Genomic DNA, 20,268 nt, shown 5'->3' with positions numbered 1-20,268 from the left:
AAAGTGGCGATTTTTTTGCCACATTTTTAAAATCACCAGTATTTAGCACATAGGAAGCGCGCAAACAGTGAATACGATGGATATAAGTACTGCGGCCCATTATTCAGCAATCGAGGTACAGGATTTGCTAGATAACCTGGCGGAGCCAGATATTGCCCGATTACTTCAGGTCTACCGCATATTGGGCTGCACCGCCCGAACTGGATTATCAGAGCATGATGTTTTGGGGCAGGTCGTCGTTAAGGCCCTTTCACTAGAACGGCTATGGCCAAGAGACGTCAAAGCCATCAGCTTTTTTATTGAGACCGGGAAAAGTGTTATCAGTAATGAGGAAGAGAAACACTCAAGGTTGATTGTCATACCTGCTGTTGATGAATTATTAGCAGTTGATGACGAATCATTAAGGCCGACAAGCGCTACGGCCAAACTTTCTCATGCGCCTGCCGAAACTAGTATCGAACACTGTCAATCTGAAAATCTTATTACCACCTGGGTTCGAAAGATTCTGCAATTGTTTGAGGACGACCTCGAAGCGGATTGCTTCATCAAGAAAAAGCTGGATGAACAGAAAAAATCCAGGATTTTAATTTTATGCGAATTTACAGATCAGGTTTATCGAAATGTCGAAAAGAGAGTTAAAGATAAGGTGAGAAAACGATTTCCAAATGGACTTCCATGGTGGGAGGTATAGTTATGACATTAGCATTTATCAAACAGATTAATGAGTATGTTATTGATGCAACCTTAGAGGCGAATGACGAAGAAATTCTTGCTTGTGTTGGCAGTGATGGATACCCCTCACTGCGTGATATTCATCGAGCCCAGGCTATGATTAAACAGACTATCAAGGAGCAACGGCAATACAGGCTGTCTCAGCAAAGAGCTGCGTTTCAGGTGTATAAGCAGGAGCAAAAAGCCGCTCTAAATATTTCTCCTAAAAGATCTATTCCTGAAATGCTATCGGATATTGTCGCAGCCATGCAAAACGAGAACAAAGTGCCTGAAGGACTTATTCTTGCTTTTAGGGAACAAGGTCAGGGCGGAAGCGAGGATGATATTGTCAAAATCTGGCAGAACTTAGTGGAGTTGGGTCTTATCGATCCAAATGACACTGGCAGATAACTATGAAATTTAAACGACAGCCAGGCGACATTCTTAAGCAACTAGGAATCTATGAGCCAGAAGATATCGATCTGGATTTAGTAGCTTATTCCCTGAATGCTGATGTTAAACGCGCAGCCTTATCCGATTGCGAAGGCAATATTATAGGTACTGATGAAAAAGCCATCATTACGGTTAACCGCGATGCAGACCCTCGGCGACAGCGTTTTTCACTGGGACATGAACTTGGTCACTGGGTTAATGACCGAGGAAAAAACCTAACTTACCGCTGTGATACTATTGATATGAGACAGCGTAGTATGTCTAAGAACAACTTCAGGCAACAAAAAGAAGTGCGCGCTAATCAATTCTCTGCCGAGTTGATAATGCCCGAACATATCTTTGGGCGATATCTGAATAACCTTGACATCACTACTGAGTCCGTCAACTATCTGGCTAATCAATTTAATGTTTCCCGCACTAGCGCTGCCATTCGTTTTGTAGAAGTAAGCGATTATCCCTGCATGATAGTTTGCTGGGATAAAACTGGTAATAGGCGATGGTTTACCAGAAACCCAATTATGCCAGACTCTATTTGGCCCTACCCCAGGATTATCCGACCGCGCGAAGCCTTTGCGCTCTCAAATGGAGTTGAGGTTGATGCTGACAAATGGATCGATAGCAAAAGATCCGAAGACTATAGTGTTATTGAGAGCGTTTTTTCTAATGGCTATGACATTCTCTCCCTCATCTGGTGGAAGGATGAGTCTCATCTCACTGTTTGCTAGGGCACAATCTAATCAAAGTATTTGAAGTATAAAAATAGAGAGCTCTCGTCCGCTTTATGTCGAAAGATGACCTGGCAGCGGTCACATATTATGGCGACTGTGTGTTCTTCTGTTATTTGTTCTGTGATTTTTACCATAGACGATTCTTTCCTCTCTAACTCTTTAAGTGTATCTGTTATCCACCAAATAGCACTAGATCGAAGAAACTGAACTGATTGCTATTAAGATAATGACTCTAATAACATGCTAACCCGCGTTTCGCGGGTTAGCTGACCACTACAACGTGACAACTACCCCCAAGAGTATAATATTGTTGGCCAGTATTAAGGTACTGTCGAGGATGCTGCTAAGAGTGGCTGGAGATACCAGCCAGCCTGATTAGTTCAGTGCAGAAAGGCTCAGCTTAATTGTCGTCATCTCTCTGGTTTTGATTGCTCTAGGACTCCCTTTGGTATTCCTGAAGATTAGGGTTTAATTGATCTGAGTAATTATCCAGGCTATCCCAATACACATCGTTGTTTGGATTCATACTGTCGCTACGATCATCATTATTCCTCAGGGGGATTACCTCTTTCCTTACTGTCGCTGATTTCTGGTGCTGGTTGCTATAATGAGCAGACCCAATAGGGCTGTTGGTGCGATTGCTCTCTCAAAATTCTCTTTGAGGAGGGTATCCATATCGTCGCGAGCGAGTCGTAGTGAACCAACTGCGATAGCTGCAGCGAATTCTAGGGCGGCCTCTCCAAACTCTTTGTTCGATCTCGTAAAAGTCTTGGATAAAAACTCTTTCATTAACTTGCTTAGATCCGGACTTGCCGAATAGTCCAGCTCTGACGGTAGGCAAGCTCTCAACAGGCAGGCCTGAAGAACTGGGTCGTTGAAACGCAGGAAACATTCAGGTCCAAGTACGACCGATTCATAGCCTGAAGGGCATAAGCGTTTTGTTGGATTCTGATGTTCTCTTGCAGATTGTAAAACTGCGGACATTGTCAAATACAGTGCACTCGGCTTAACCTCGGAATACTTTTTGGCGATTGTTGAATCCTTCGCAAAAAATAGGAATCCTTCAGAGAGAGATAATGGTTGACCTCGGGGGGAATTGAGAAAACTATTGAAGGCCCCGTTGATTTCGTCTGCAGCTAAGTCTAATGACTGACTAATGATCGAAGTGTCAATGTCGATACTCAGTTCAAGATTATCAGCTACCAATTCCTGTGCTATCGCGCCGAGTTCGGCTAATCGTGTCCAGGTATTGTGCCCGGAGTTGCCTCCGGTAGGCATCTGAATCCAATTCGAGAAACCATAGTTTCGCTCGGTGGGGTTCTTTGTTAGAAAGATCTTTAACTGTGCCCAGGATTCACTAGTCTCTGGAATGCCGACTGGTGTAATAAAATGCCTTGGTACTACTGCATCAATATAACTTCGAAGGTCCCGGCTAATTTCCCGTAGAATTCCACCATTCCTAGAAACAGCTGAGACAACCACGATGCCTGCTGCACCTTTACAGACTAAGTCATCTAAGGTTTCGTAGGACAGCAATCGGATTTTATTGTTATTAGCCAGCCTGCCCTTTAACCGACGAAGGATAGACTTAGCGAGGTGCTGGGATGCCGTATCGTTGGCATGTATTACATGGGTGATACTCAAAGGGAACGACCAGTCAATTTCTTCGTCAAGCCATTTATTGAAGGCTTTGCGCCTAAACACACTAAGGACATCTGACTCTCTTATTTGAAGTAGCTTGGGCTGATGAAAGCCCGGCATAGTCGAGTTAAGTGGCAGTACAGAGAAACCGAAATGTTCGTGGACCTTACTTAACGCGGAGGGGGTATGCGGTATACCGATAATAACTGATCGAGGAGGTTTCGCCTTGGAGGTGAAGTTCTCGCCGATGATTTCAATCTGTGTGCCATCGTCGATGGCAAGGTCTGGAAAGTGAGACCCCATTCTATCGAGAGCCACCATTACATCACCACATCGCCCTTTTGATGTGATATCAATAATGGTTGCAATACAGCTTTCTTCAAACAGCCGGTCACACATAGTTTTGGCCATCCGACCTGAGGTTGAAGCAGATACTATGCAGAAATATGCTTCTGTCGGAGGATTGAGAGTTTCAAGCTCATCGTAGGAATGGAAACTCACAATTTCTGCTTTCCCGTTGCAAAGATCTAATGCTCCTTTTACGTAAGAGTAGATGCCCATGGTATCAATGTAGATTTTCTTGGCATCTTTTAGCTTTTCTCCGTACTTCAATGCGATCTTATAGCTGACGACAAATAACTCAGCTTCATCGCTTGAAATCTCTCGGGTCTGAATGAATAGCTTGTTCTTGTTGCCGGAAGGGTGTTTGAAAACGTGCCCAGACGGGGCCTGATGGATGGCGTTATTCTTTTCTAATAATGAATACACCCCGGAGGTGAGGAGCGAACTGGGTTCTAGTGAAAACGTTCCTTCCTTTGAATTCAGAGCATGTTTGTCGAAACCTGTCTCTTTCCACTCAAGAAAAGTGTACTGCTTAACGAAATCCAAGCCATGCTTCATTCCACGCTTCAACATGTTATCTCTACGGCTATTGTCGGGGCTCAAGGCTTCCCTGAAAACGCTGTATTGACTACTGCTGCCGATAATGTAGACGCAATCTGGAAGAGTGTTGCTAGTTTTTAGTGCTTTTTCGATATCCGAATAAATGTTGTCTGTTGCCAATTTACAATTGTTGTAACAGATTGCGAGTGTTTCGATAGTACCTTGATCAGGGTTATGGTCGGTCTTCCACCAAGTGTAAAATCTTTCCATTATTCAGACCTCAACGGAACTAATATAGATACAACTGCACCCTCTACTGGTGCTAGAGGTGAGTTGCTCCAATCTTCAAAATCGAAGAGGTCACGTTGAGTATCTTCTTTGCTGAAAGCGTTAAAGATTGATAGTCTTCCAGACCGAATACGCATAAGCCCACCTACCTTCTTTAACTCATTGAGTACAGAAGGAAGTCCCTCTCCTGCTGCGTTTTGGGGCTTGGATGTTGCCTTATGTTTAAGACACTTCAGCAGGTGGGCTCGCTCTTCTTCTAATGTCATTTCATTAACAGTGCTTCCCGTAAAGCGACTAACAAGTCCGGGGCCTGAGTCGAAGTAGCTCACCTCAAACATACGAAGACTGGCTATTCCTGACTCAGTCGTACCCGACTCCTTATCCCAATAATTTTTGAGCTGTGTGTTACCTGAAAAGTCCTCTGAAAACAGCTTCTCACTTAAGCGCGACCAGCCGAATATCATGCCTTCAATATGAGCTAGATAAGGTTTCCCTGTGTGATCTGTAACCGCATGCTCTTGCGTGTTTTTTATCAATTCGGTGGAAAATAAGCTTAATGACGATAGTAGGGATTCTGGAACCTTTTCTTGGCTTTGCTGGTTGATGAACCTGGCTAGTGTATGCATGGTTTGGCACATTTCAGTGGGCTCTTTGACGATACCGCGTGCAGAGAAAAGAGGACGCAAGTACTGTACCTTTGACCCAGAGACGCAGATCAAATCTAAAGTTCTTCCGTGAATGACTTTGTCAAACATCTCAGCATCAGTTGCTTGCATTTTCTCTGTTGCTTCTCTAAACACATCTCTTCGGTCGATGATAGTTTTACCCACCTTGATACCCCGGGCAATTCGTGTCGCTGCGATGCCCGGGGAGTAACTACAAACACTTTCGATTGCCGCTTCTTCAGAAGCATTGGGGTGAATTTCAAGTAAACTAGGCTCTAAGAGCTGGCGAGCCAGTGTTACGAACATTTGCAACCTGGAAGCATCATGCATGGGGCTGTGACGGGCCTTTAAGCTAACAAGGGGGAAGACAAACTTATTTTCCTTAGTCGTGTCAGCCTCAATCTTTGAAAGTAGCCGTTCGATTTCGATCAAACTGCGGCAATTACCTGTGTATACTGTTGCCAAACTATCACCTCAATTGAAGATTATTTTTTAGGGGCATACTCAGCAAGTAGCTCTCGTATACGTGGCTCAGGTTTCCAATAATTAGGTCCCTTAAGGAATTTTCCGTTTTCGTCATATATGGGTTTGCCGTCTGCACCGAGCTTACTTTCGTTGCTGTCCATGATGATGTCCAACACCTCTTCAAGGGGGATGCCATATTTCATTGCTTCAGACCGGCAATACACGATAATATCGCCCAGCAGATCGGCGATTGCCACCTGGACTTCGATCTCGCTTGCATCTCTATGGATCTGATTTACGATATCATCTATTTCGGCTACTTCGTCCAAAAGTGTCTTCTTGAACTTCAGTAAACGGTCATCAGTACCTTCAAATAGATGTGGGGTGTCATGAACTGGAAGCTTGTACATCTCATTCATGGTTTGAATGCGATCTCGGAACGCTTTAGACATCTCTGGTTTTCCTATAGGTTTGCTGTGAGGAGTTATCGGTACACAGCTGTTCATATCTACCGGTTTTCGCTTCAGCGTTCATGTTAATCCATTGGGCTAAGTAGGTCACAATAGATGAGCTTCTGGCCCTTAGGGGGAACGTGTAAAGCACTTAGTAGACTCCTCCCCGTCGCTTGTTTGGTGCAACTTGTAGTGGTCTAATGTCTCCTTCGTGTATCAAAATAGGTGAGATGTACTGCATTGCGATCACGCGCATTCCAATCTAAATGAATAGCCACTGGTTCTCTAGACACTGTCGAAGGTTAAACCTATTTTATCTATCCTGTATGACATAAAGTCAATCCCTGCAATAGATACCTCAAGTATGATATTTGGTGGGGCCAGGCTATTTAGATCTGTTATCTTTGAAAGACTAGTCCACCTTTTCTCTCTAGTGAGATTTCAAAGTTGTTGGGATATAGCCTTATCAGACCGCATGGCTGTCTTAATTGACAGCCACCTATCAGCCGCATATTTGTGAACAATGTCCCTGAAATCTACATCTAGCCATTCGTTTTCGGAAGATTGTTTTAAAAGAAGAACTCATCCGGTGCTCTCTTTTATCCTTAGGAGAGTAACTTGATATCCATCTTTCTGAGTAAAAGTTTGCTCTTCCAGTGAGATATGATCATTTCCTGGTTCTAGCCAGCAAGACGGGTCAACTGATTGGATGTGAGAGATGGAGTCTTCATTTTGGCTAAAGCGAATTGCTTGAGAACTATCAGGTAGCCTATCCCCTCTTTTAAGAGGAATTTTCGGAGTAAATAGATTCCTGTTTCTCCAGCAATACCTCACAATCCCTTTATGAGAATACACAAGAGCAAATGGATAGTTGCTGCTGAGTGCACACTTGTTAGACATAGCTTCAAAGCTTACGCCAAAGGTAATGCTAATATCACAAAGTAATTCGATATCCGGTAAAGAGCTATTTATTGAGGAGGCTACAAAGCTATCAGGCATCAACAGTCGTTGTGCAAATTCATTAGCTTCTGTTTCAGCTTTAGCGTTGCTTGAGGCGCTACTTCCTTCTTTGATATTCGAGGCTAAGCAGCTTTGATTAGCACCATGATGTAATAACAGGAAATGACCTAGCTCATGGCCAATAGTGAATCGCTTACGACCTATTGGTCCTGACGTGTGATGTAAAATAATCCCTGTATTTTTCTCTTCATCAGCAACGAGCATACCACCTATGCTCGCTAGGTCTCTTTCGATAATGTCTTTGATACCCGTTGCTTTTGCAATCTCACAAACAGGGATTGGTGGCATTAACGTTGGACATTGCCTGAAAATTTCATTCACTATATCTTCAGGGGTAAAGCAATCCGCAAGATCCATGCGGTCAAGAGTTATCATCCTTATCTTGCTTCCTTTCATTTAAGACGCTAACGGCGAATTCAACAGCCTGTTCTACTACTTTCCAATCTGAATCAGACATGCTTTCGGGGTTAAGCTTTCTCATCAAAGCGGTATAACGTACATCCTCAGATTCCTGGGTGACACCAGCTAGATAATCTAATGTTACATCGTAATACTCAGCAAGCTTTTTTAGTAGCTCTAAAGACGGGTTCTTAGTCTTTCCTTTCTCAAGCTCCCACACGTGGGGCTTGGATACACCTAGTGCATCCGCTACTGCTTGAAGTGATGCCTTCTTCTCTGCTCTTAATTCCCTTAAGCGTACAGCCAGTGACATGTCTATTCCCTCCAAATTCATATCGATCCGTATGATATATCTAACAATAGCGCATGGATAGATCTTGACAAGGATTATTAAAACCATTTAGTCTAAAAAGCGTTAGATTAATCCATACATTGGGTTTTTTATAGTTTTACGATTTGGGTTTGATTTTCGATGATCTGTAATACCCTCAGGAGTAATAAACCATGCAAGTAGATATGCATTACTATGGGACATACGCTATGGCACGTGCTGCAGGACTTAATGAAGAGGCCTGCCAAATCATCGCTTATGCCTCTCAATACGTTGATGACAACGCCTTTGATGATGAGGTTGATTTTGAAGATGGGGCCAGGATTGATTCGGAATCGACAGCCCATCATCCAGTAAACTTTAAGAATGTCGGAAAACTTGACCCTCAAGATCAGCGCCGGGTTTGGGTTCCATTTCATTTTTTTCCTGGCAATGAAGGCGATGAATATACTCAGCAGCTCAAGTGCACGAAAAACAGCCTGATTGCACAAGAGATGGTATCTAATCACCTTTCTTGCTGTACTAGCGAGTTTGGTCTCCATTTGGCTGGAATTACAGCTCATGTATATGCAGATACTTTCTCTCATTATGGTTTTTCTGGTGTCAGTTCACGAGGAAACAAAGTCCATCAAGAAAGTTTTGAGTTGGATGAGAACTTAGAGCCAGAGATAAAAGATTATATTCTCAGTAAAGCACAGGGATTCTTTGATTCTCGGTATGAATTATTTCCGAATATAAAGAAATCGTTAGCAGAGCTATTTGAGCAGAGTCAGGCTAATATCGCTGAGTTTGGTGGTGCTTTAGGTCACGGTTCTGTTGCTACTTATCCCGATCGTCCCTACTTGTCTTGGCGGTTTAACTATGAGGATGAAGGGCGAACTGACAGCGGTTGGCGCCACAATCAAGAAACTTTTCTTGAGGCTTGCCAAGAGCTTCATTGTTTTTTTTCCCATATAGCAAAAGAGCGTCCTGAGTACGCTAGCGCTAAGTCACTTAGCTTCTCTGATATAGAACCTCGGGTTAAAGAAATTCTTGCAGTACAAAAACCAAAGCAGGGTCGTATTGATGCATGGCAGTGTGCGGCGAGAGCTGGTGCATTTGGCGAAAAGACTGAAATCCCTCCATATTCATCACAAGTTTGGTCTAACGAGTGGGAAGCGTTGAAGCTCCCTTCTACTAAGAGTGATCAGGCAAATAAAGCAAACATTTATAAGTTCTATCGTGCTGCAGCCTATCACCGAGTCTATGTACTACGTGATCTGTTACCAAAGCATGGATTAGTTGTGAACTGAAACTTTCAATTTTATAGGTGTGTATATGGATCGTATTCTGGAATTTATGTTCTTTTTTGTTCATTCAAGAAGAGCGCTTACCGCCCTCTTTTTTGGGATTGTCTTTTTCATAGGCATTAACATAGTTGGAGATACTCTGGTTTCCAGAATCAATGGAAGTGGCGTGATGGCCGTGTTCTTTGAGAGAGTTGCTGAGATCCTTGGTCATCGTTATGACAGGCTTGCTTGGATCGCTCTTTTTTCGTTTCTATTTTTGGCCGTGAAGCTTTCGATTAGCGATAAAAAACGCTTCCTAGGTACGTTCTGAAGAGGCTTTAGAGGGATTTAAGAAATGAAACAGATAAGCATAGCTGTGAGTTTTTGTGCATTTATGGCCAGCATAATGGTCTTGCCAGGGTGCTCTTCGGTTGCTGATTATCAACAGCCAATAACTGAACTGAATGAGTCAATGAATTATTCGGTTGCAACAATCGAGCAAATCGACAGTGAGCTTACTGCTGCTCAAAATAAGCGGTGGCGTGAACTAATTAGTAAAGAAGAGGCTTTTCTGCTTGAGGCTGAAGATAGTTGTGCCTTAGGGACGAAGTTATGTTCTGTAGTTGTGATAGCTAAAGGTAGCGATAAAGAGCAGGTTTTTCCGGTTACATCGATGATGCCTAATGCAGCTGAAGCATTATCAGGCTTGAAGGGGTACACGGAAGGATTAAAGGCAATTGTTGATGCAGACACTGCAGCGTCAATCATTTCCAGTGCTAATGCAGCATTAGCAAGCGCATCAAAAATCGAATTGGAGATAGCGAAAGCTAATGGCCGTAGCTCTGCAGCTTCGACTATCGAAGCTTATTCTTCCCCTCTCTCTAACTCTTTCAGCTGGCTAATTAGTCAATACATTGATCGTGGGAAGGTGAAAGCACTTGCTGTAGCAACAAAACGAGCTCAACCAGCTATTGAAAGTTTAGCTAACTATTATGATATAGCAGCTTCAGTTTCTGCTTCTCTGAAAGCTTCAGAAGCGTTAGATAACTTTCTAAAGGCTCAGTCCATATTTGATGACTCGAGTGTGAAGAATAATCAGGAAATCAATCAGTATCTGGCAGCTGCAAGTAGTTATGACACTGTTTTGAAAGCGGGTTCAAGCGAGCCCATGAAAAAATTTCTGATAGCTCATACCGCTTTGAACAATGCGCTAAATGGTAGTGAGAATGTTTCACTAGCGGATGCTATTGCAGCCATAAAAGAGTTTAAGAAGCACAGCGAGGACTTTAAAGGTCTCGTTGAAGCGTTTATCCAAGTCGCAAAGGAAAAGGAAACTAACTAATGGCTACGATCGAAGAAGTAGGTAAGGACTTTCTTGCGCAGAGAGCTGAATTTGATGCGCTTGATCAGCTATTAGCTAAGGAAAGACGAGCGATTCAGAAGAAATCGATTAAGGCCGGTGGCTCTATGGGGGCCGCTGACCAAATGCGCCTTAAGGAAATAGGATCGACGAGGCATGAACTTGCTGAAGCGTTAGAGATTTTCTCCTTGGTTACGTTAGAAAAACTGGAACAGTCAGAAGATGTAAAGCAGCTGGAGTTAGAGATTGCACGAGTAAATGAGATGTTGAAAGACGATCTTCAGTCTCTTGAACAGTTAGTCGATTATGCAGATAAAGCTGCTAAGGTAGCAACAGGTCTTGCATCGGTAGCTGGAAAAGTTTCGGATTTAGTGGTTTAAATGGAATGTATGTAAGTGATTACTGCTATTGCATGCTAAATGAGAATGCGCTGTTTTCATTTCACGTTAGCTGAGAATTTGTGGGAGATGGGATTCTCATATTAGTTGAAATATCCAATGTTTTCTGGAGCTGTTATTTCACCTTATATGAGAACGGACAATGATGCTCTCTCTATTCCTTGATTCTATAACTGATATTATAGGTGATATAATACCTATTATCTACTAATATCTTCATAATTTAGAATAAATATTACCTTTACGCGAGCTTATTTAGTGGATATAGTACCGGTATATTCAAATAAACCGGAGTTGGTTATGGATAGCAGAATTCCACATCATATTTTTTCTAGTGCCAGATCCCGAGTTTGCTGCAGTTCAGTAACCATCTGGATCGCAAAACCGACAAGCTGTTTGAAACCGGGCCTTATGCGTTCACATATGAGGGTAAGCGTTACATTGTTCTCGGTGTTTGCTGGCACTACTTTGCTACGACCAAGATCCACGCTTATGAAATCGTACCCTCTGAATTGTGGGCCGGTGAAAAGCACAACGGCAGAAATGGTAGCTACTCCCATACCGGGCTAACGGTTAAATACCTGGGAGAGGAATCGGTTTTAGGGAACGAAGTTGTGTTTGGGAGTTTTCTTCCCGATACCGTACACAAGGTAAACATTTCTGAAGCGGCTCAGGTTTATACCACAAGTAATACAGACGGTTTTTCCCTATACGAAAACAAGATTTGCGTTCATGAGTCTTCAGACGGGACGCTGAAATTCTTCTTCCGATATGAGAACGGTGAAATCGGTCATGAAAGGATCGGAAGCCTGAACGAGTTGGAGGTGTGTATTAACCCGTCACCCTCACAGGTAATGACAGCGGCAGATCAGGGCGATCTATTTTGAAGAGATGAAAAGGTGGGCAGAGAATCCTACCTCTCTGCCCTGCCAGAACACTACGCGAGGGGCAATGCTCCGGCCCTTCGATAATACCGAATTACAACGATTAATCCAAAGGTAATGATATGACTGACCTATTCGGCACCAGCCTCCCAGCTCAACAACATCCAGTATTGGAACTGAAAGAGCTGGTGGAGCGTGATCAAGGTAAAGCGGCCCTTAAATTCCTGGCCTCTCTCAATAAAAAAGCCCTTCATGACACGCTCCTTATCGCGGGTCTCACCATTATTGGCCACTCCTCTAAAGAATGGCTCTATTACTGCCAAGGAAGCCTTCTGAGAGCCATACAGGACCACCAGCTGCCACGTTCAAGCGATAGCATTCACTCTCTACTACTCACCATTGATCAATGATTAGGTAGCCATGAATATTATCGAAGCACACTCAGACGACTTGTGTGAGAAATGTGGGGCTGTGATGGATATGACTCGCACTCGGTACGAAGAAGACGGGTACGACTATCTCCAGTGGATATGCAGAAACGAAACGACCTGCGGCGAGATCTCTGATCGTCATGAATATCACGAAGAGTGAATAAAAAAGGAGACCCGAAGGTCTCCTTATAGGTTTCGCGTTAGCTAACCTTGTCTTCCGTCAGCATCTTCTTGATGTAATAGCAAGCCATCGCACCATATCCAATGATTCCAAGAAGAACCTTTATCGTTACTAAAGTAACCATATTCAGACTCCAAAGAGCCCACCCAAGCCGTACACACTGGTCTGTAAAGCTAGGTATCGAATCAAAAACCCCCAGGGTGGTGTAGTTTATGAACCCCTACTATCTATGACCAGTACAACAGTTCTCACGCTGCTGGTTATAGGGAATGAATTCTTTGAGTAACTCATAAACTACTTTTGATTACGAAGTTGTTCTATGTACTGGTCAACTCCAACCGGACACCTTTTTTTGTAAATTTTCAAAGTTGACCGGAGATAAACTTCCGTTCGCCGTATGAAGCCTTTCCAGATTGTAATATCTCATGTACTTAACCACATCCTGCCTCATATGCTCTCGCGTTGGCTGGTTAACCTTCAGTATCCAGTCATGCTTTAAGCTACCAAAGAAGCGCTCAACGACTGCATTATCCCAGCAGGCTCCAACGTCACCCATAGATGAACGGAGGCCGTAGCTTTTCAGCAAGCGCCGGTGCTGTTTGCTGGTATATTGTGAACCTCGGTCACTGTGAAAGACCAAGCCCTGTTTCGGCTGACGCAGATTAACTGCTTTCATCAACGCTCTGCAAACCAGGTCAGCACTCATGCGCTTATCAATATGCCAGCCCACAATACGACGTGAGTACAAGTCCATCACGATCGCAAGATACATCCACCCCTCCGCAGTTCTGAGATACGTGATATCGCCAGCCCAAACCTCATTCGGAGCAACCGGGTTAAAATTCTGGTTCAGCAGGTTGTCAGCCACCTGATCGCTATGTCTGCGTTTAGTCGTTACCTTGTAAGCGGTACGCTGCTTAACCTGTAATTTCAGTTTACGCATGAGTGTGCGGGTGCGATAACGTCCAATTCTAAAGCCGTCTTCACGTAGCTTTTTCGCCAGCTCTCGACTGCCCAGGCTCTCTCGGCTAGCCCTAAACAACTCTTTGACTCTGCGATACAAGTGCAGAGTATCAGCGCTGATGACCTTCGCTGGCCGTTTACACCAGCTGTAATATGCGGAGCTGCTCACTCTCATTACACGGCACAGAACACGTACTGGATAGATCGCGGCTTGGCGCTGAACGAAGCGATACTTTACTTCATTTCTTTTGCGAAGAAGGCTGAAGCCTTTTTTAAAATCTCTTTCTCCATACGCAGCTCTTTATTTTCTTTGCGCAGGCGTTTTAGCTCTTCTCGTTCATCCTCGGCCAGCGTCTGTCCTTGTTGCTGCTCTTCAAACTGCTGTTTCCAGCGATAGAGCATATTGGCCGCAATACCCAGTGATTTAGCAGCTTCAGGCACTGAGTAACCTTGGCCAATGACCAGCGCAACAGCTTCTTCTTTGAACTCTTTCGGGTATTGCTTGTAACTACGTTTCTGTCCCATTCCTACACCTCAATGTTTGACGTTTATAGTCTCTCATTAAAGTGTCCGGTGTCATTAGACCATTACACTAGTATAAATGTTAAAAGATGAAATGTATCAATAACTTATGAAAAATTTAAACTTTTTTAACCTTCGATAAAAAATGAAATAAAATGCTATTTCTAACAAGTCCATGACATACGATGCACTTCATCAAAAAGGAATGAAAAACAAATATATTTGACTTGTTTTGCTCTTTTCAAATACGATGAGTATGTCGAATCAAAAACCTCCGGGTTTGTCAGATAGATTTCTCACTCCATCTGACGCGAATAAGCCGCTTTCTGAGCGGCTTTTTTGTGCCTGGCGTTTGTGATCTATGTGTTCCGATAGCTGGTGGACCATAGTTGAGCCACCAGCTACCACGCAATTCATTAGGGTACTAGGTGAATGCCGTTGAATTGCGCCGTAAGCCACTTATCATCCAGCATGGTTTCAAGCACTTCTTTGGGCAATTCTTTCCAGGTGCACCCGCCTAACAGCAACTTCCATGCTAATAGCCTCGCAACCCCCATAACAGATAGACGCTTAATATGATCAGCGTCTTTAATCACATTACCGCCGTGATAGGTAACGTACCGATCTTCAAACCCGGCCTGGGAGACTACTTTAACGATAGAGACCGAGGCATTACCTTTGTCATCTTTTTGGGTGGAATGCGTCTTTGAGTACACGGTATAACCGTTTTCCAAAGCACTGCGTAAAACGGGAACCAGCTCTTTAAAGACGCATTGGGGTTCGATTTGAACCTCTTTGAAAGCAGCGGCGTTTCCAGACTTGTTCGTTAAGTATGCCATACCACCGGTGAGCCGATGATTTCCAATTTTACAAACTACCGCTCCACCATATGCCTTGAGTTCTAAAATACCCCCGCCACCAGCCGGGAATCTTCTATCCCGAATAGGATTTTCAAAGTAATGATACACTGACCTTTGAGGGTCTATATCTTGCCAGTTCTCGCAGGTTAACCCACTAACCGCTTCCTTCCATGTTGCGTTTTTACTGTAAAACCCTTTATGGTTAAGCGCTACAATAGAGTTTGCGGGGATGTTTGCATAAAACGGCCCAGAGAGGTTACTAAATAACTTTTCCGTTCTTTCCCCATCAATGAAATTAACCAAACCGAGATCATCAGCTTTTTCGCCCCACATATGAAGATCATCAGGTACTGTGTAAACCTTATTATCCAGTACTGCAGCTGTAGAGTTAGCCGCATATTTTCTAAGATCTTTCGCAATTTTCCGGGAACTCTGTCCCCGATAAGCCGAAGGGTTTTCATCACCCGGACATTTAAGACCAAACCTACGGCGTAGACATATATAAAAACTCATAATCCTTTCTTTCATTACAAGATCCCTTAACAACATAACTGGTCAATATAACCAGCAATCATACAGCGATCAGCTTCTGACAACTCGAATGTCTTACGCTCAATAAATACCGGTATAGAAGTTAGATTGGTGATAGAGCCAACATGCAGGCAGCAGTTATCGTTGCGATACACCACCCTCACTTCTGAAGGCCATTGGTCAAAACCCAGCTGCATACCGCACTCCCCTACTTCGCCTACCGGCGGATTCATCAGTTCGGAGACTTTCATACGCAGACCATAGTTACGGGTGATGTGTTGAAGACCCAGCTCCCCGTCACGAATCCGGTGAATTCGGAGCGCTGCTTTTTCAGGGTTACAGATCCGCCAGTTGCTAAAGTACAATCCGGCACCATCAGGAGTGTTCACCTCCCGAGCGGCGTAAACGGCAGCGAACAACTGCCGCCACGTTTTGGCACCGGCAACCTTCTGACCCAACTCAGTATCTTCAAACATGCAACGCCCACCCGACTAGAATATAAAACCCGCACTGGGCGGGTTTACTCAAAACACCAATCAGCAGCCTACTCCTGAGCAAGCGCTAGAAACTTTTTAAACAGCTCTACAGCATCTGAATGATCCATTGAATACTGGTGATCAGCTTCTGGCCGGTCGTAGAAGTCCTCTAACATCGCCGGTACCGCTTCAAAGTCCCAGCAACCAAATTTCTCTTCAAGCGCTTCAGACAGACCGTCAGTAGTAAGCTTGCTGACTTCTATGTAAGCACTATTAAAACTTTCCCCTATTTCAGCAATACGATCACGCCATTCATGCGAACCATTAGCAGAGCGGTACGCCTCAGAGCAACGGCGAAAGTTGCCTTCGCACTCGTAGAAGTGTTCAAGCACAATCAGGGAATCTGTTATTAAACTCATCGTTCAATCCTCGCATTAACTTAAATAATCAGGTTGGGTAGGACAACCTTTCAACAATTTAATTATAGGTATTATACACCCTGTTTACAACTTATAATTACCATAAACAGGTAATTAAATCTATTTTAACTAGTTTGCGGCCTTGCAGCTGTGTACTCATGTGGGGATCTTACCGCCCCCTGAGTTACGGGAATTTGAACAACTCAAAGCCGGTTAAGGAATGAGTATGCCATCGAGTAAAGAAGACCGTTTAGCTATCTATCAGGGATGTTATGAGGAGCTGGGACTAGAGAGTGCGGAGCTGGCCCGGTTACTGAACCTGGGGGAGCTAACACGGTCTCACCGGCATAAGGTGGATGACAAGGTGAATGGCCGCGAAGGCCGCGGCATTACCAAAACTGAAGCCTTGTTAATGCAGGTACTGTGTGAACTGGCCAAACAGGGAGTCAAGCTGGAAACAATCCAGTTTGATGAAACAGGGCGCATTACTCACTTCCCTAAATCCTAATTCGATCAAAACGCCCCGTTTCGTCCCGGGCGTTTTTCTTATGCTCTTGGTGAATCAAAACTATGCGCCAGGTGCAGCACTTCACCACCTTGTAGATTCAGGCATGTTTAGCTTATTCAAAGGCTCTCACAGCAGCGACACCCGCATTTTGAGAATAAGCAATGCAATCCCCTCCCCCGCACCAAAACGATCCTGAGCAGCTGGTGGAGATCCTGGAGGAGCGAGGTCTCTGACATAAAACCACCCCGGCTTTTCTTAAAATCCGACCACCAGCACATAAAATACCTATTTATGCGTTTTTTACCTTGTTTTTAGAACATATATTACCTATATTAAATAGACACACCGACCGATCCTACCCGGTCTATCAAAATTAAAGCGAGGGCACAAAGCTATGATGACGCTAGTTAAAGGTAATACGCAGGTTTATGACGTTTGCATGGTAGATGTTGTAGGCGACTACGACACGCCAGACGAAGTCACTGAATGGGAATGGGTAGAAGAGAAAGCAAGCTACAAGCATACCCAGAATGGAAGTCATGGCATTTGGGAATTCTTGCTAAACGTATCCGTTATTGAAAATGAGTCTAACGACAACGATATCCCTGAGCGATTAAAGCCTGTTATACAAAACGCTCTTGAACAGAACTGTAGCTACATTCTCTTTCATCAAGGCACTTAACCTTACTGATCGTCCTACCCGATCACCTTATTCTCTGCGAGGACAACACCATGAAACTGGTCAATCAAGAATACTTAGTCACTAAGCTCAAACGAGAGCACTCGGATAGCCTGGATATCATTAAACAGTTAGTGCAGCTGATAGATTTAGATATCCGTCATCAGACTGGGGCTAATCCTGAACTGAAATCAGAATTTTGCCTGTCTGGTTTTGAGCAGCATGTAATTGGCGGCTTAAACAAACTGATAGACAGTCAAGCAACTACTATTGAGACTGATCATTACCTCTGCGTTATGAGTCGTGTCTTTCAAGAGCTGGGATTCAGTAAAGGAAACGTTCATTCAATAGACGCTCCTATCAAAGCAGCCATTCCAATCCTGGAAGAGCCGGAGGCCTACCCTCACGGCTCTACTCTAAAGATCCTTCATATGGATGGGCTAACCGTTGGATACGCGCACGATGGCGGTGACGGCAAGCTGCTGAGTAGCTATGGCCGGAGAGAGTTAAACCGGGATGAGTGGTCTATCATCGAAACGTGTAGCGAATTCAAACCAGAGCATCTGGATTTCGGTATGAAAGTTACAACCTCTGAACCGGATGGCGACTCAAATTATGTTACCGCATTTACCGGTATCGTGACTGAGATTCACCCACGATCAGTATGTCTGTTTACTGGTAAGTCTCACCACGATGTTAAGTACTCTGAAATAGCACGAATCAACTTGAAAGGGGTCTTAAAAAAGGCTGATCAGCTGTTCATGAGTTATTTAAAACCTGGGACCACCGGTGATGTAAACCGTCCTGATCATACAGACGCACCTCATAGTGAAAAATTCACCGGAAAAGTTACAGAGGTGTTTCCGGGATATGTGGCTGTACTTCACCCTGACGGTCACAAGATGGATATCTTATTCGATGAAATTGTGAGTTTTAGGCTGTAACAACACTCGGATACTGATTTTGAATTACAGGCCGATCCTACCCGGCCTATCCCTTTTTTTGCGAGGAACAATCATGGAACACCCAATAAAAGAACATGCGCAGGCGATCCAAGAGCGGGAGTACCCTGCTGGTGGGCTCAACACCCTAAAAGAATTTGTGCATGTAGCTACGATTGAGAAGATAGCCACAAAGGAGAAGGTCACCATTAAAGTTAAAGGTGACTTTGGGGCGTTTCGCTCTCTATTGGAAGCCTTGATTCACCTGGACGAACAGATCGCATGGGACGTTAAAAAAACGGATGCTGACTACAACGATGATGCGTACACGTTAGCACTGCCAGGGGATCAACTTTTGCTGGTGGACCGGATAAGAATTATTGCAGCCGCAATGGAAAGTGATCGGCAGTTTTCAGCAAGCGTGAAGGATGGAATGGTAGATGTTTGGTTTTCACTCAAGAATGAGGAATTTGAAGACTACATCATTGTTCCAGAGCCAATATCCCGTGCGGGGTCTGGGACATTGAGCGCGTTCATTGATAACATTGTCGAGGGCTTGGATCGCAAAGGATTCCAGTCAATCGGTTATACACAAACATGGTAATGGGACAGAAGCATATGCAATTAGCACCGGCCAGATATTATACACCTACCGGAGTGTTAAACGTCTGTAGTGGCTTTGCAACGGTTTCTAAACGCCTAAAGGAACAGACTCGGTTTCGTGTTCTCGTTGGCAAGCAACGATACACATCATCCCTAACAGGTTCAGATGGATTAGAAGAGCTGAAAAATTTACTGCTGGCTGACGGTTTAAAGCTCCCGTCTTTGTTCGGGAAGATAGAGCCTTTGGCTCTGCCGAATATAACAATCTCAGAGAGTTCTGTAATTGCCAAAATAGCGCAAACTCAGGAAATACCGGAGACGAGGCTAACGTTCCAATATCGAGATAGCTACGGGTCATTTAATCGTGCAGTGAAAAATGCACAGACAGCCATTAATTTACATCGGTCCTATCGTACTCTCGTCAACAAACAGCAGAACATGATTGAAAATAGTATTACTACTTTACGCGCAGCATCAACAGAATGCGCTGCGCTGGCCGATCGCCTGAATGCGTAATTAAAATATGCACAGTAACGAAAACAGAGAAACGTGATGAACAAAGCCACCGTTAATAGCATGACTCGACTGATTGAGTCATTAACTGAAGAATCTCAGGACACTACGTGGGTTGCTTCTACGCTGATAGAAAGCCTCATAACGGCCTTTGAGACGAAAGGCTTTGATTTTAACCAGGCGCTGGAGAACGCTCAGAACAATCTTGCATTAAGCCATCAGCTTGCACCTCTTGACCAAGCTATCGCGCCAGATGAGTGGCTATCTATTTATAAAGAGAAAGGCTGGACCCAGGAACAACTTGCCGACAGGTGGGGATACAAGAAAGCCAGCGGCGGCAGACGGATTAGGCAAATCAAAGCCAATCCCGGCCACCAGCCTCATTTTATTGATGCTGTATTCGGTTTGCCGGTAAAGAAGAAAAAAGACATCCTGGAAATGGAAGTGATGACCAGAGAACAGTTCAAAGCGATTTATAAAGCGAAGGGGTGGACTCAAGAAACATTGGCGAAAAGATGGGGATTTTCAGATGGTGCCCACATCCGCTCTACATTGACGAATAGCTTCAGACCTCACTTCATGGATGCAGTTCGTGGACTACCCGATCTCAAGCAGTATGCGTGAGCTTTAACATGGACAACGCTGAATACAAAGATAGATACGGTATTTGGGGGGGGATGCCATCCGGATCAGCTC

24 protein-coding genes are annotated in these 20,268 nt (G+C 44.1%); 15 read left to right on the top strand and 9 right to left on the bottom strand.

Annotation, left to right across the window (positions count from 1 at the left end):
- Positions 1-67 precede the first annotated feature (67 nt).
- The 3 genes from Q0499_RS00710 to Q0499_RS00700 are packed head-to-tail and all read left to right on the top strand — an operon-like array spanning position 68 to position 1,889.
- Positions 68-691 (top strand): hypothetical protein, encoded by a 624-nt coding sequence (locus Q0499_RS00710; RefSeq protein WP_299194787.1) that lies wholly within the window; start codon positions 68-70, stop codon positions 689-691.
- 2 nt (positions 692-693) lie between these two features.
- On the top strand, positions 694-1,122 hold the full coding sequence (locus tag Q0499_RS00705) for a hypothetical protein (protein WP_299194784.1): 429 nt from the start codon (positions 694-696) through the stop codon (positions 1,120-1,122).
- Positions 1,123-1,124: 2 nt separating this feature from the next.
- Positions 1,125-1,889, top strand: a complete 765-nt coding sequence (locus Q0499_RS00700; protein WP_299194781.1) for an ImmA/IrrE family metallo-endopeptidase — start codon at positions 1,125-1,127, stop codon at positions 1,887-1,889.
- A gap of 576 nt (positions 1,890-2,465) precedes the next feature.
- Here Q0499_RS00700 and Q0499_RS00695 read toward each other — a convergent pair.
- The 5 genes from Q0499_RS00695 to Q0499_RS00675 all read right to left on the bottom strand — a co-directional run bounded on the left by Q0499_RS00695 (position 2,466) and on the right by Q0499_RS00675 (position 8,017).
- On the bottom strand, positions 2,466-4,685 hold the full coding sequence (locus Q0499_RS00695) for a hypothetical protein (protein ID WP_299194777.1): 2,220 nt from the start codon (positions 4,683-4,685) through the stop codon (positions 2,466-2,468).
- Positions 4,685-5,833, bottom strand: a complete 1,149-nt coding sequence (locus tag Q0499_RS00690; RefSeq protein WP_299194774.1) for a hypothetical protein — start codon at positions 5,831-5,833, stop codon at positions 4,685-4,687. The genes Q0499_RS00695 and Q0499_RS00690 overlap by 1 nt, the downstream gene beginning before the upstream one ends.
- A 20-nt stretch (positions 5,834-5,853) precedes the next feature.
- Positions 5,854-6,285: a hypothetical protein gene (locus Q0499_RS00685; RefSeq protein ID WP_299194764.1), complete on the bottom strand. Its 432-nt coding sequence runs from the start codon at positions 6,283-6,285 to the stop codon at positions 5,854-5,856.
- Positions 6,286-6,867: 582 nt separating this feature from the next.
- Entirely contained in the window at positions 6,868-7,680 is an 813-nt protein-coding gene (locus Q0499_RS00680; RefSeq protein WP_299194762.1) for an ImmA/IrrE family metallo-endopeptidase, read from the bottom strand.
- A complete protein-coding gene (locus Q0499_RS00675) occupies positions 7,667-8,017 on the bottom strand; it encodes a helix-turn-helix transcriptional regulator (protein WP_299194759.1) in 351 nt (116 codons plus the stop codon). The genes Q0499_RS00680 and Q0499_RS00675 overlap by 14 nt, the downstream gene beginning before the upstream one ends.
- Positions 8,018-8,208: 191 nt before the next feature.
- Between Q0499_RS00675 and Q0499_RS00670 the strand changes: the two genes are divergently transcribed.
- From Q0499_RS00670 to Q0499_RS00645, 6 genes are all read left to right on the top strand, one after another.
- Positions 8,209-9,327: a DUF6765 family protein gene (locus Q0499_RS00670; RefSeq protein ID WP_299194758.1), complete on the top strand. Its 1,119-nt coding sequence runs from the start codon at positions 8,209-8,211 to the stop codon at positions 9,325-9,327.
- A gap of 25 nt (positions 9,328-9,352) precedes the next feature.
- Complete coding sequence (locus Q0499_RS00665; protein ID WP_299194755.1) at positions 9,353-9,634, top strand: hypothetical protein; 282 nt, start codon at positions 9,353-9,355, stop codon at positions 9,632-9,634.
- 24 nt (positions 9,635-9,658) lie between these two features.
- Complete coding sequence (locus tag Q0499_RS00660; RefSeq protein ID WP_299194752.1) at positions 9,659-10,645, top strand: hypothetical protein; 987 nt, start codon at positions 9,659-9,661, stop codon at positions 10,643-10,645.
- On the top strand, positions 10,645-11,043 hold the full coding sequence (locus tag Q0499_RS00655; protein ID WP_299194749.1) for a hypothetical protein: 399 nt from the start codon (positions 10,645-10,647) through the stop codon (positions 11,041-11,043). Before Q0499_RS00660 ends, Q0499_RS00655 begins: the two co-directional genes overlap by 1 nt.
- A 368-nt stretch (positions 11,044-11,411) precedes the next feature.
- Entirely contained in the window at positions 11,412-11,948 is a 537-nt protein-coding gene (locus Q0499_RS00650) for a hypothetical protein (protein WP_299194746.1), read from the top strand.
- A gap of 119 nt (positions 11,949-12,067) precedes the next feature.
- Positions 12,068-12,355, top strand: coding sequence for a hypothetical protein (locus Q0499_RS00645; RefSeq protein WP_299194743.1), 288 nt, complete (start codon positions 12,068-12,070; stop codon positions 12,353-12,355).
- A 530-nt stretch (positions 12,356-12,885) separates the two neighbouring features.
- Here the strand turns inward: Q0499_RS00645 and Q0499_RS00640 are convergent.
- The 4 genes from Q0499_RS00640 to Q0499_RS00625 all read right to left on the bottom strand — a co-directional run bounded on the left by Q0499_RS00640 (position 12,886) and on the right by Q0499_RS00625 (position 16,328).
- Positions 12,886-14,045 (bottom strand): IS3 family transposase gene (locus tag Q0499_RS00640; protein ID WP_299194740.1). Its coding sequence is split into 2 segments (ribosomal slippage): positions 12,886-13,781 and positions 13,781-14,045, totalling 1,161 coding nucleotides; the frame shifts between segments, so codons are not numbered across the junction.
- 413 nt (positions 14,046-14,458) lie between these two features.
- Entirely contained in the window at positions 14,459-15,430 is a 972-nt protein-coding gene (locus tag Q0499_RS00635; protein ID WP_299194738.1) for a hypothetical protein, read from the bottom strand.
- An 11-nt stretch (positions 15,431-15,441) separates the two neighbouring features.
- A complete protein-coding gene (locus tag Q0499_RS00630) occupies positions 15,442-15,909 on the bottom strand; it encodes a hypothetical protein (protein ID WP_299194735.1) in 468 nt (155 codons plus the stop codon).
- Between the two features lie 68 nt (positions 15,910-15,977).
- Positions 15,978-16,328 (bottom strand): hypothetical protein, encoded by a 351-nt coding sequence (locus tag Q0499_RS00625; protein ID WP_299194732.1) that lies wholly within the window; start codon positions 16,326-16,328, stop codon positions 15,978-15,980.
- Between the two features lie 226 nt (positions 16,329-16,554).
- Here Q0499_RS00625 and Q0499_RS00620 point away from each other — a divergent pair, with 226 nt between their 5' ends.
- The 6 genes from Q0499_RS00620 (at position 16,555) to Q0499_RS00595 (ending at position 20,196) form a co-directional block, all read left to right on the top strand.
- Entirely contained in the window at positions 16,555-16,836 is a 282-nt protein-coding gene (locus tag Q0499_RS00620) for a hypothetical protein (RefSeq protein WP_299194729.1), read from the top strand.
- Positions 16,837-17,230: 394 nt separating this feature from the next.
- Entirely contained in the window at positions 17,231-17,518 is a 288-nt protein-coding gene (locus Q0499_RS00615; protein WP_299194726.1) for a hypothetical protein, read from the top strand.
- Between the two features lie 50 nt (positions 17,519-17,568).
- Positions 17,569-18,459 carry a hypothetical protein gene (locus Q0499_RS00610; protein ID WP_299194723.1) on the top strand — a complete coding sequence of 297 codons (891 nt, stop codon included), beginning with the start codon at positions 17,569-17,571 and terminating at the stop codon, positions 18,457-18,459.
- A 73-nt stretch (positions 18,460-18,532) separates the two neighbouring features.
- Entirely contained in the window at positions 18,533-19,060 is a 528-nt protein-coding gene (locus Q0499_RS00605) for a hypothetical protein (RefSeq protein ID WP_299194720.1), read from the top strand.
- 14 nt (positions 19,061-19,074) lie between these two features.
- Positions 19,075-19,575, top strand: a complete 501-nt coding sequence (locus tag Q0499_RS00600) for a hypothetical protein (RefSeq protein WP_299194717.1) — start codon at positions 19,075-19,077, stop codon at positions 19,573-19,575.
- Positions 19,576-19,611: 36 nt separating this feature from the next.
- Positions 19,612-20,196 carry a hypothetical protein gene (locus Q0499_RS00595; protein WP_299194714.1) on the top strand — a complete coding sequence of 195 codons (585 nt, stop codon included), beginning with the start codon at positions 19,612-19,614 and terminating at the stop codon, positions 20,194-20,196.
- Positions 20,197-20,268 lie beyond the last annotated feature (72 nt).

The organism is uncultured Amphritea sp., from assembly GCF_937127095.1.
Classification (GTDB): Bacteria; Pseudomonadota; Gammaproteobacteria; order Pseudomonadales; family Balneatricaceae; genus Amphritea.
The sequence above is the reverse complement of the archived record's forward strand: the minus strand, read 5'-3'. Positions and strand labels throughout refer to the sequence as shown.

Bases quoted from the DNA above. Each gene is read 5' to 3' on its own strand.
- Q0499_RS00655 (WP_299194749.1), top strand. From the start codon at position 10,645: ATGGCTACGATCGAAGAAGTAGGTAAGGACTTTCTTGCGCAGAGAGCT.
- Q0499_RS00660 (WP_299194752.1), top strand. From the start codon at position 9,659: ATGAAACAGATAAGCATAGCTGTGAGTTTTTGTGCATTTATGGCCAGC.
- Q0499_RS00610 (WP_299194723.1), top strand. From the start codon at position 17,569: ATGAAACTGGTCAATCAAGAATACTTAGTCACTAAGCTCAAACGAGAG.
- Q0499_RS00630 (WP_299194735.1), bottom strand. From the start codon at position 15,909: ATGTTTGAAGATACTGAGTTGGGTCAGAAGGTTGCCGGTGCCAAAACG.
- Q0499_RS00605 (WP_299194720.1), top strand. From the start codon at position 18,533: ATGGAACACCCAATAAAAGAACATGCGCAGGCGATCCAAGAGCGGGAG.
- Q0499_RS00600 (WP_299194717.1), top strand. From the start codon at position 19,075: ATGCAATTAGCACCGGCCAGATATTATACACCTACCGGAGTGTTAAAC.
- Q0499_RS00615 (WP_299194726.1), top strand. From the start codon at position 17,231: ATGATGACGCTAGTTAAAGGTAATACGCAGGTTTATGACGTTTGCATG.
- Q0499_RS00705 (WP_299194784.1), top strand. From the start codon at position 694: ATGACATTAGCATTTATCAAACAGATTAATGAGTATGTTATTGATGCA.
- Q0499_RS00685 (WP_299194764.1), bottom strand. From the start codon at position 6,285: ATGTCTAAAGCGTTCCGAGATCGCATTCAAACCATGAATGAGATGTAC.
- Q0499_RS00665 (WP_299194755.1), top strand. From the start codon at position 9,353: ATGGATCGTATTCTGGAATTTATGTTCTTTTTTGTTCATTCAAGAAGA.
- Q0499_RS00700 (WP_299194781.1), top strand. From the start codon at position 1,125: ATGAAATTTAAACGACAGCCAGGCGACATTCTTAAGCAACTAGGAATC.
- Q0499_RS00595 (WP_299194714.1), top strand. From the start codon at position 19,612: ATGAACAAAGCCACCGTTAATAGCATGACTCGACTGATTGAGTCATTA.
- Q0499_RS00675 (WP_299194759.1), bottom strand. From the start codon at position 8,017: ATGTCACTGGCTGTACGCTTAAGGGAATTAAGAGCAGAGAAGAAGGCA.
- Q0499_RS00620 (WP_299194729.1), top strand. From the start codon at position 16,555: ATGCCATCGAGTAAAGAAGACCGTTTAGCTATCTATCAGGGATGTTAT.
- Q0499_RS00670 (WP_299194758.1), top strand. From the start codon at position 8,209: ATGCAAGTAGATATGCATTACTATGGGACATACGCTATGGCACGTGCT.
- Q0499_RS00625 (WP_299194732.1), bottom strand. From the start codon at position 16,328: ATGAGTTTAATAACAGATTCCCTGATTGTGCTTGAACACTTCTACGAG.
- Q0499_RS00680 (WP_299194762.1), bottom strand. From the start codon at position 7,680: ATGATAACTCTTGACCGCATGGATCTTGCGGATTGCTTTACCCCTGAA.
- Q0499_RS00645 (WP_299194743.1), top strand. From the start codon at position 12,068: ATGACTGACCTATTCGGCACCAGCCTCCCAGCTCAACAACATCCAGTA.
- Q0499_RS00695 (WP_299194777.1), bottom strand. From the start codon at position 4,685: ATGGAAAGATTTTACACTTGGTGGAAGACCGACCATAACCCTGATCAA.
- Q0499_RS00635 (WP_299194738.1), bottom strand. From the start codon at position 15,430: ATGAAAGAAAGGATTATGAGTTTTTATATATGTCTACGCCGTAGGTTT.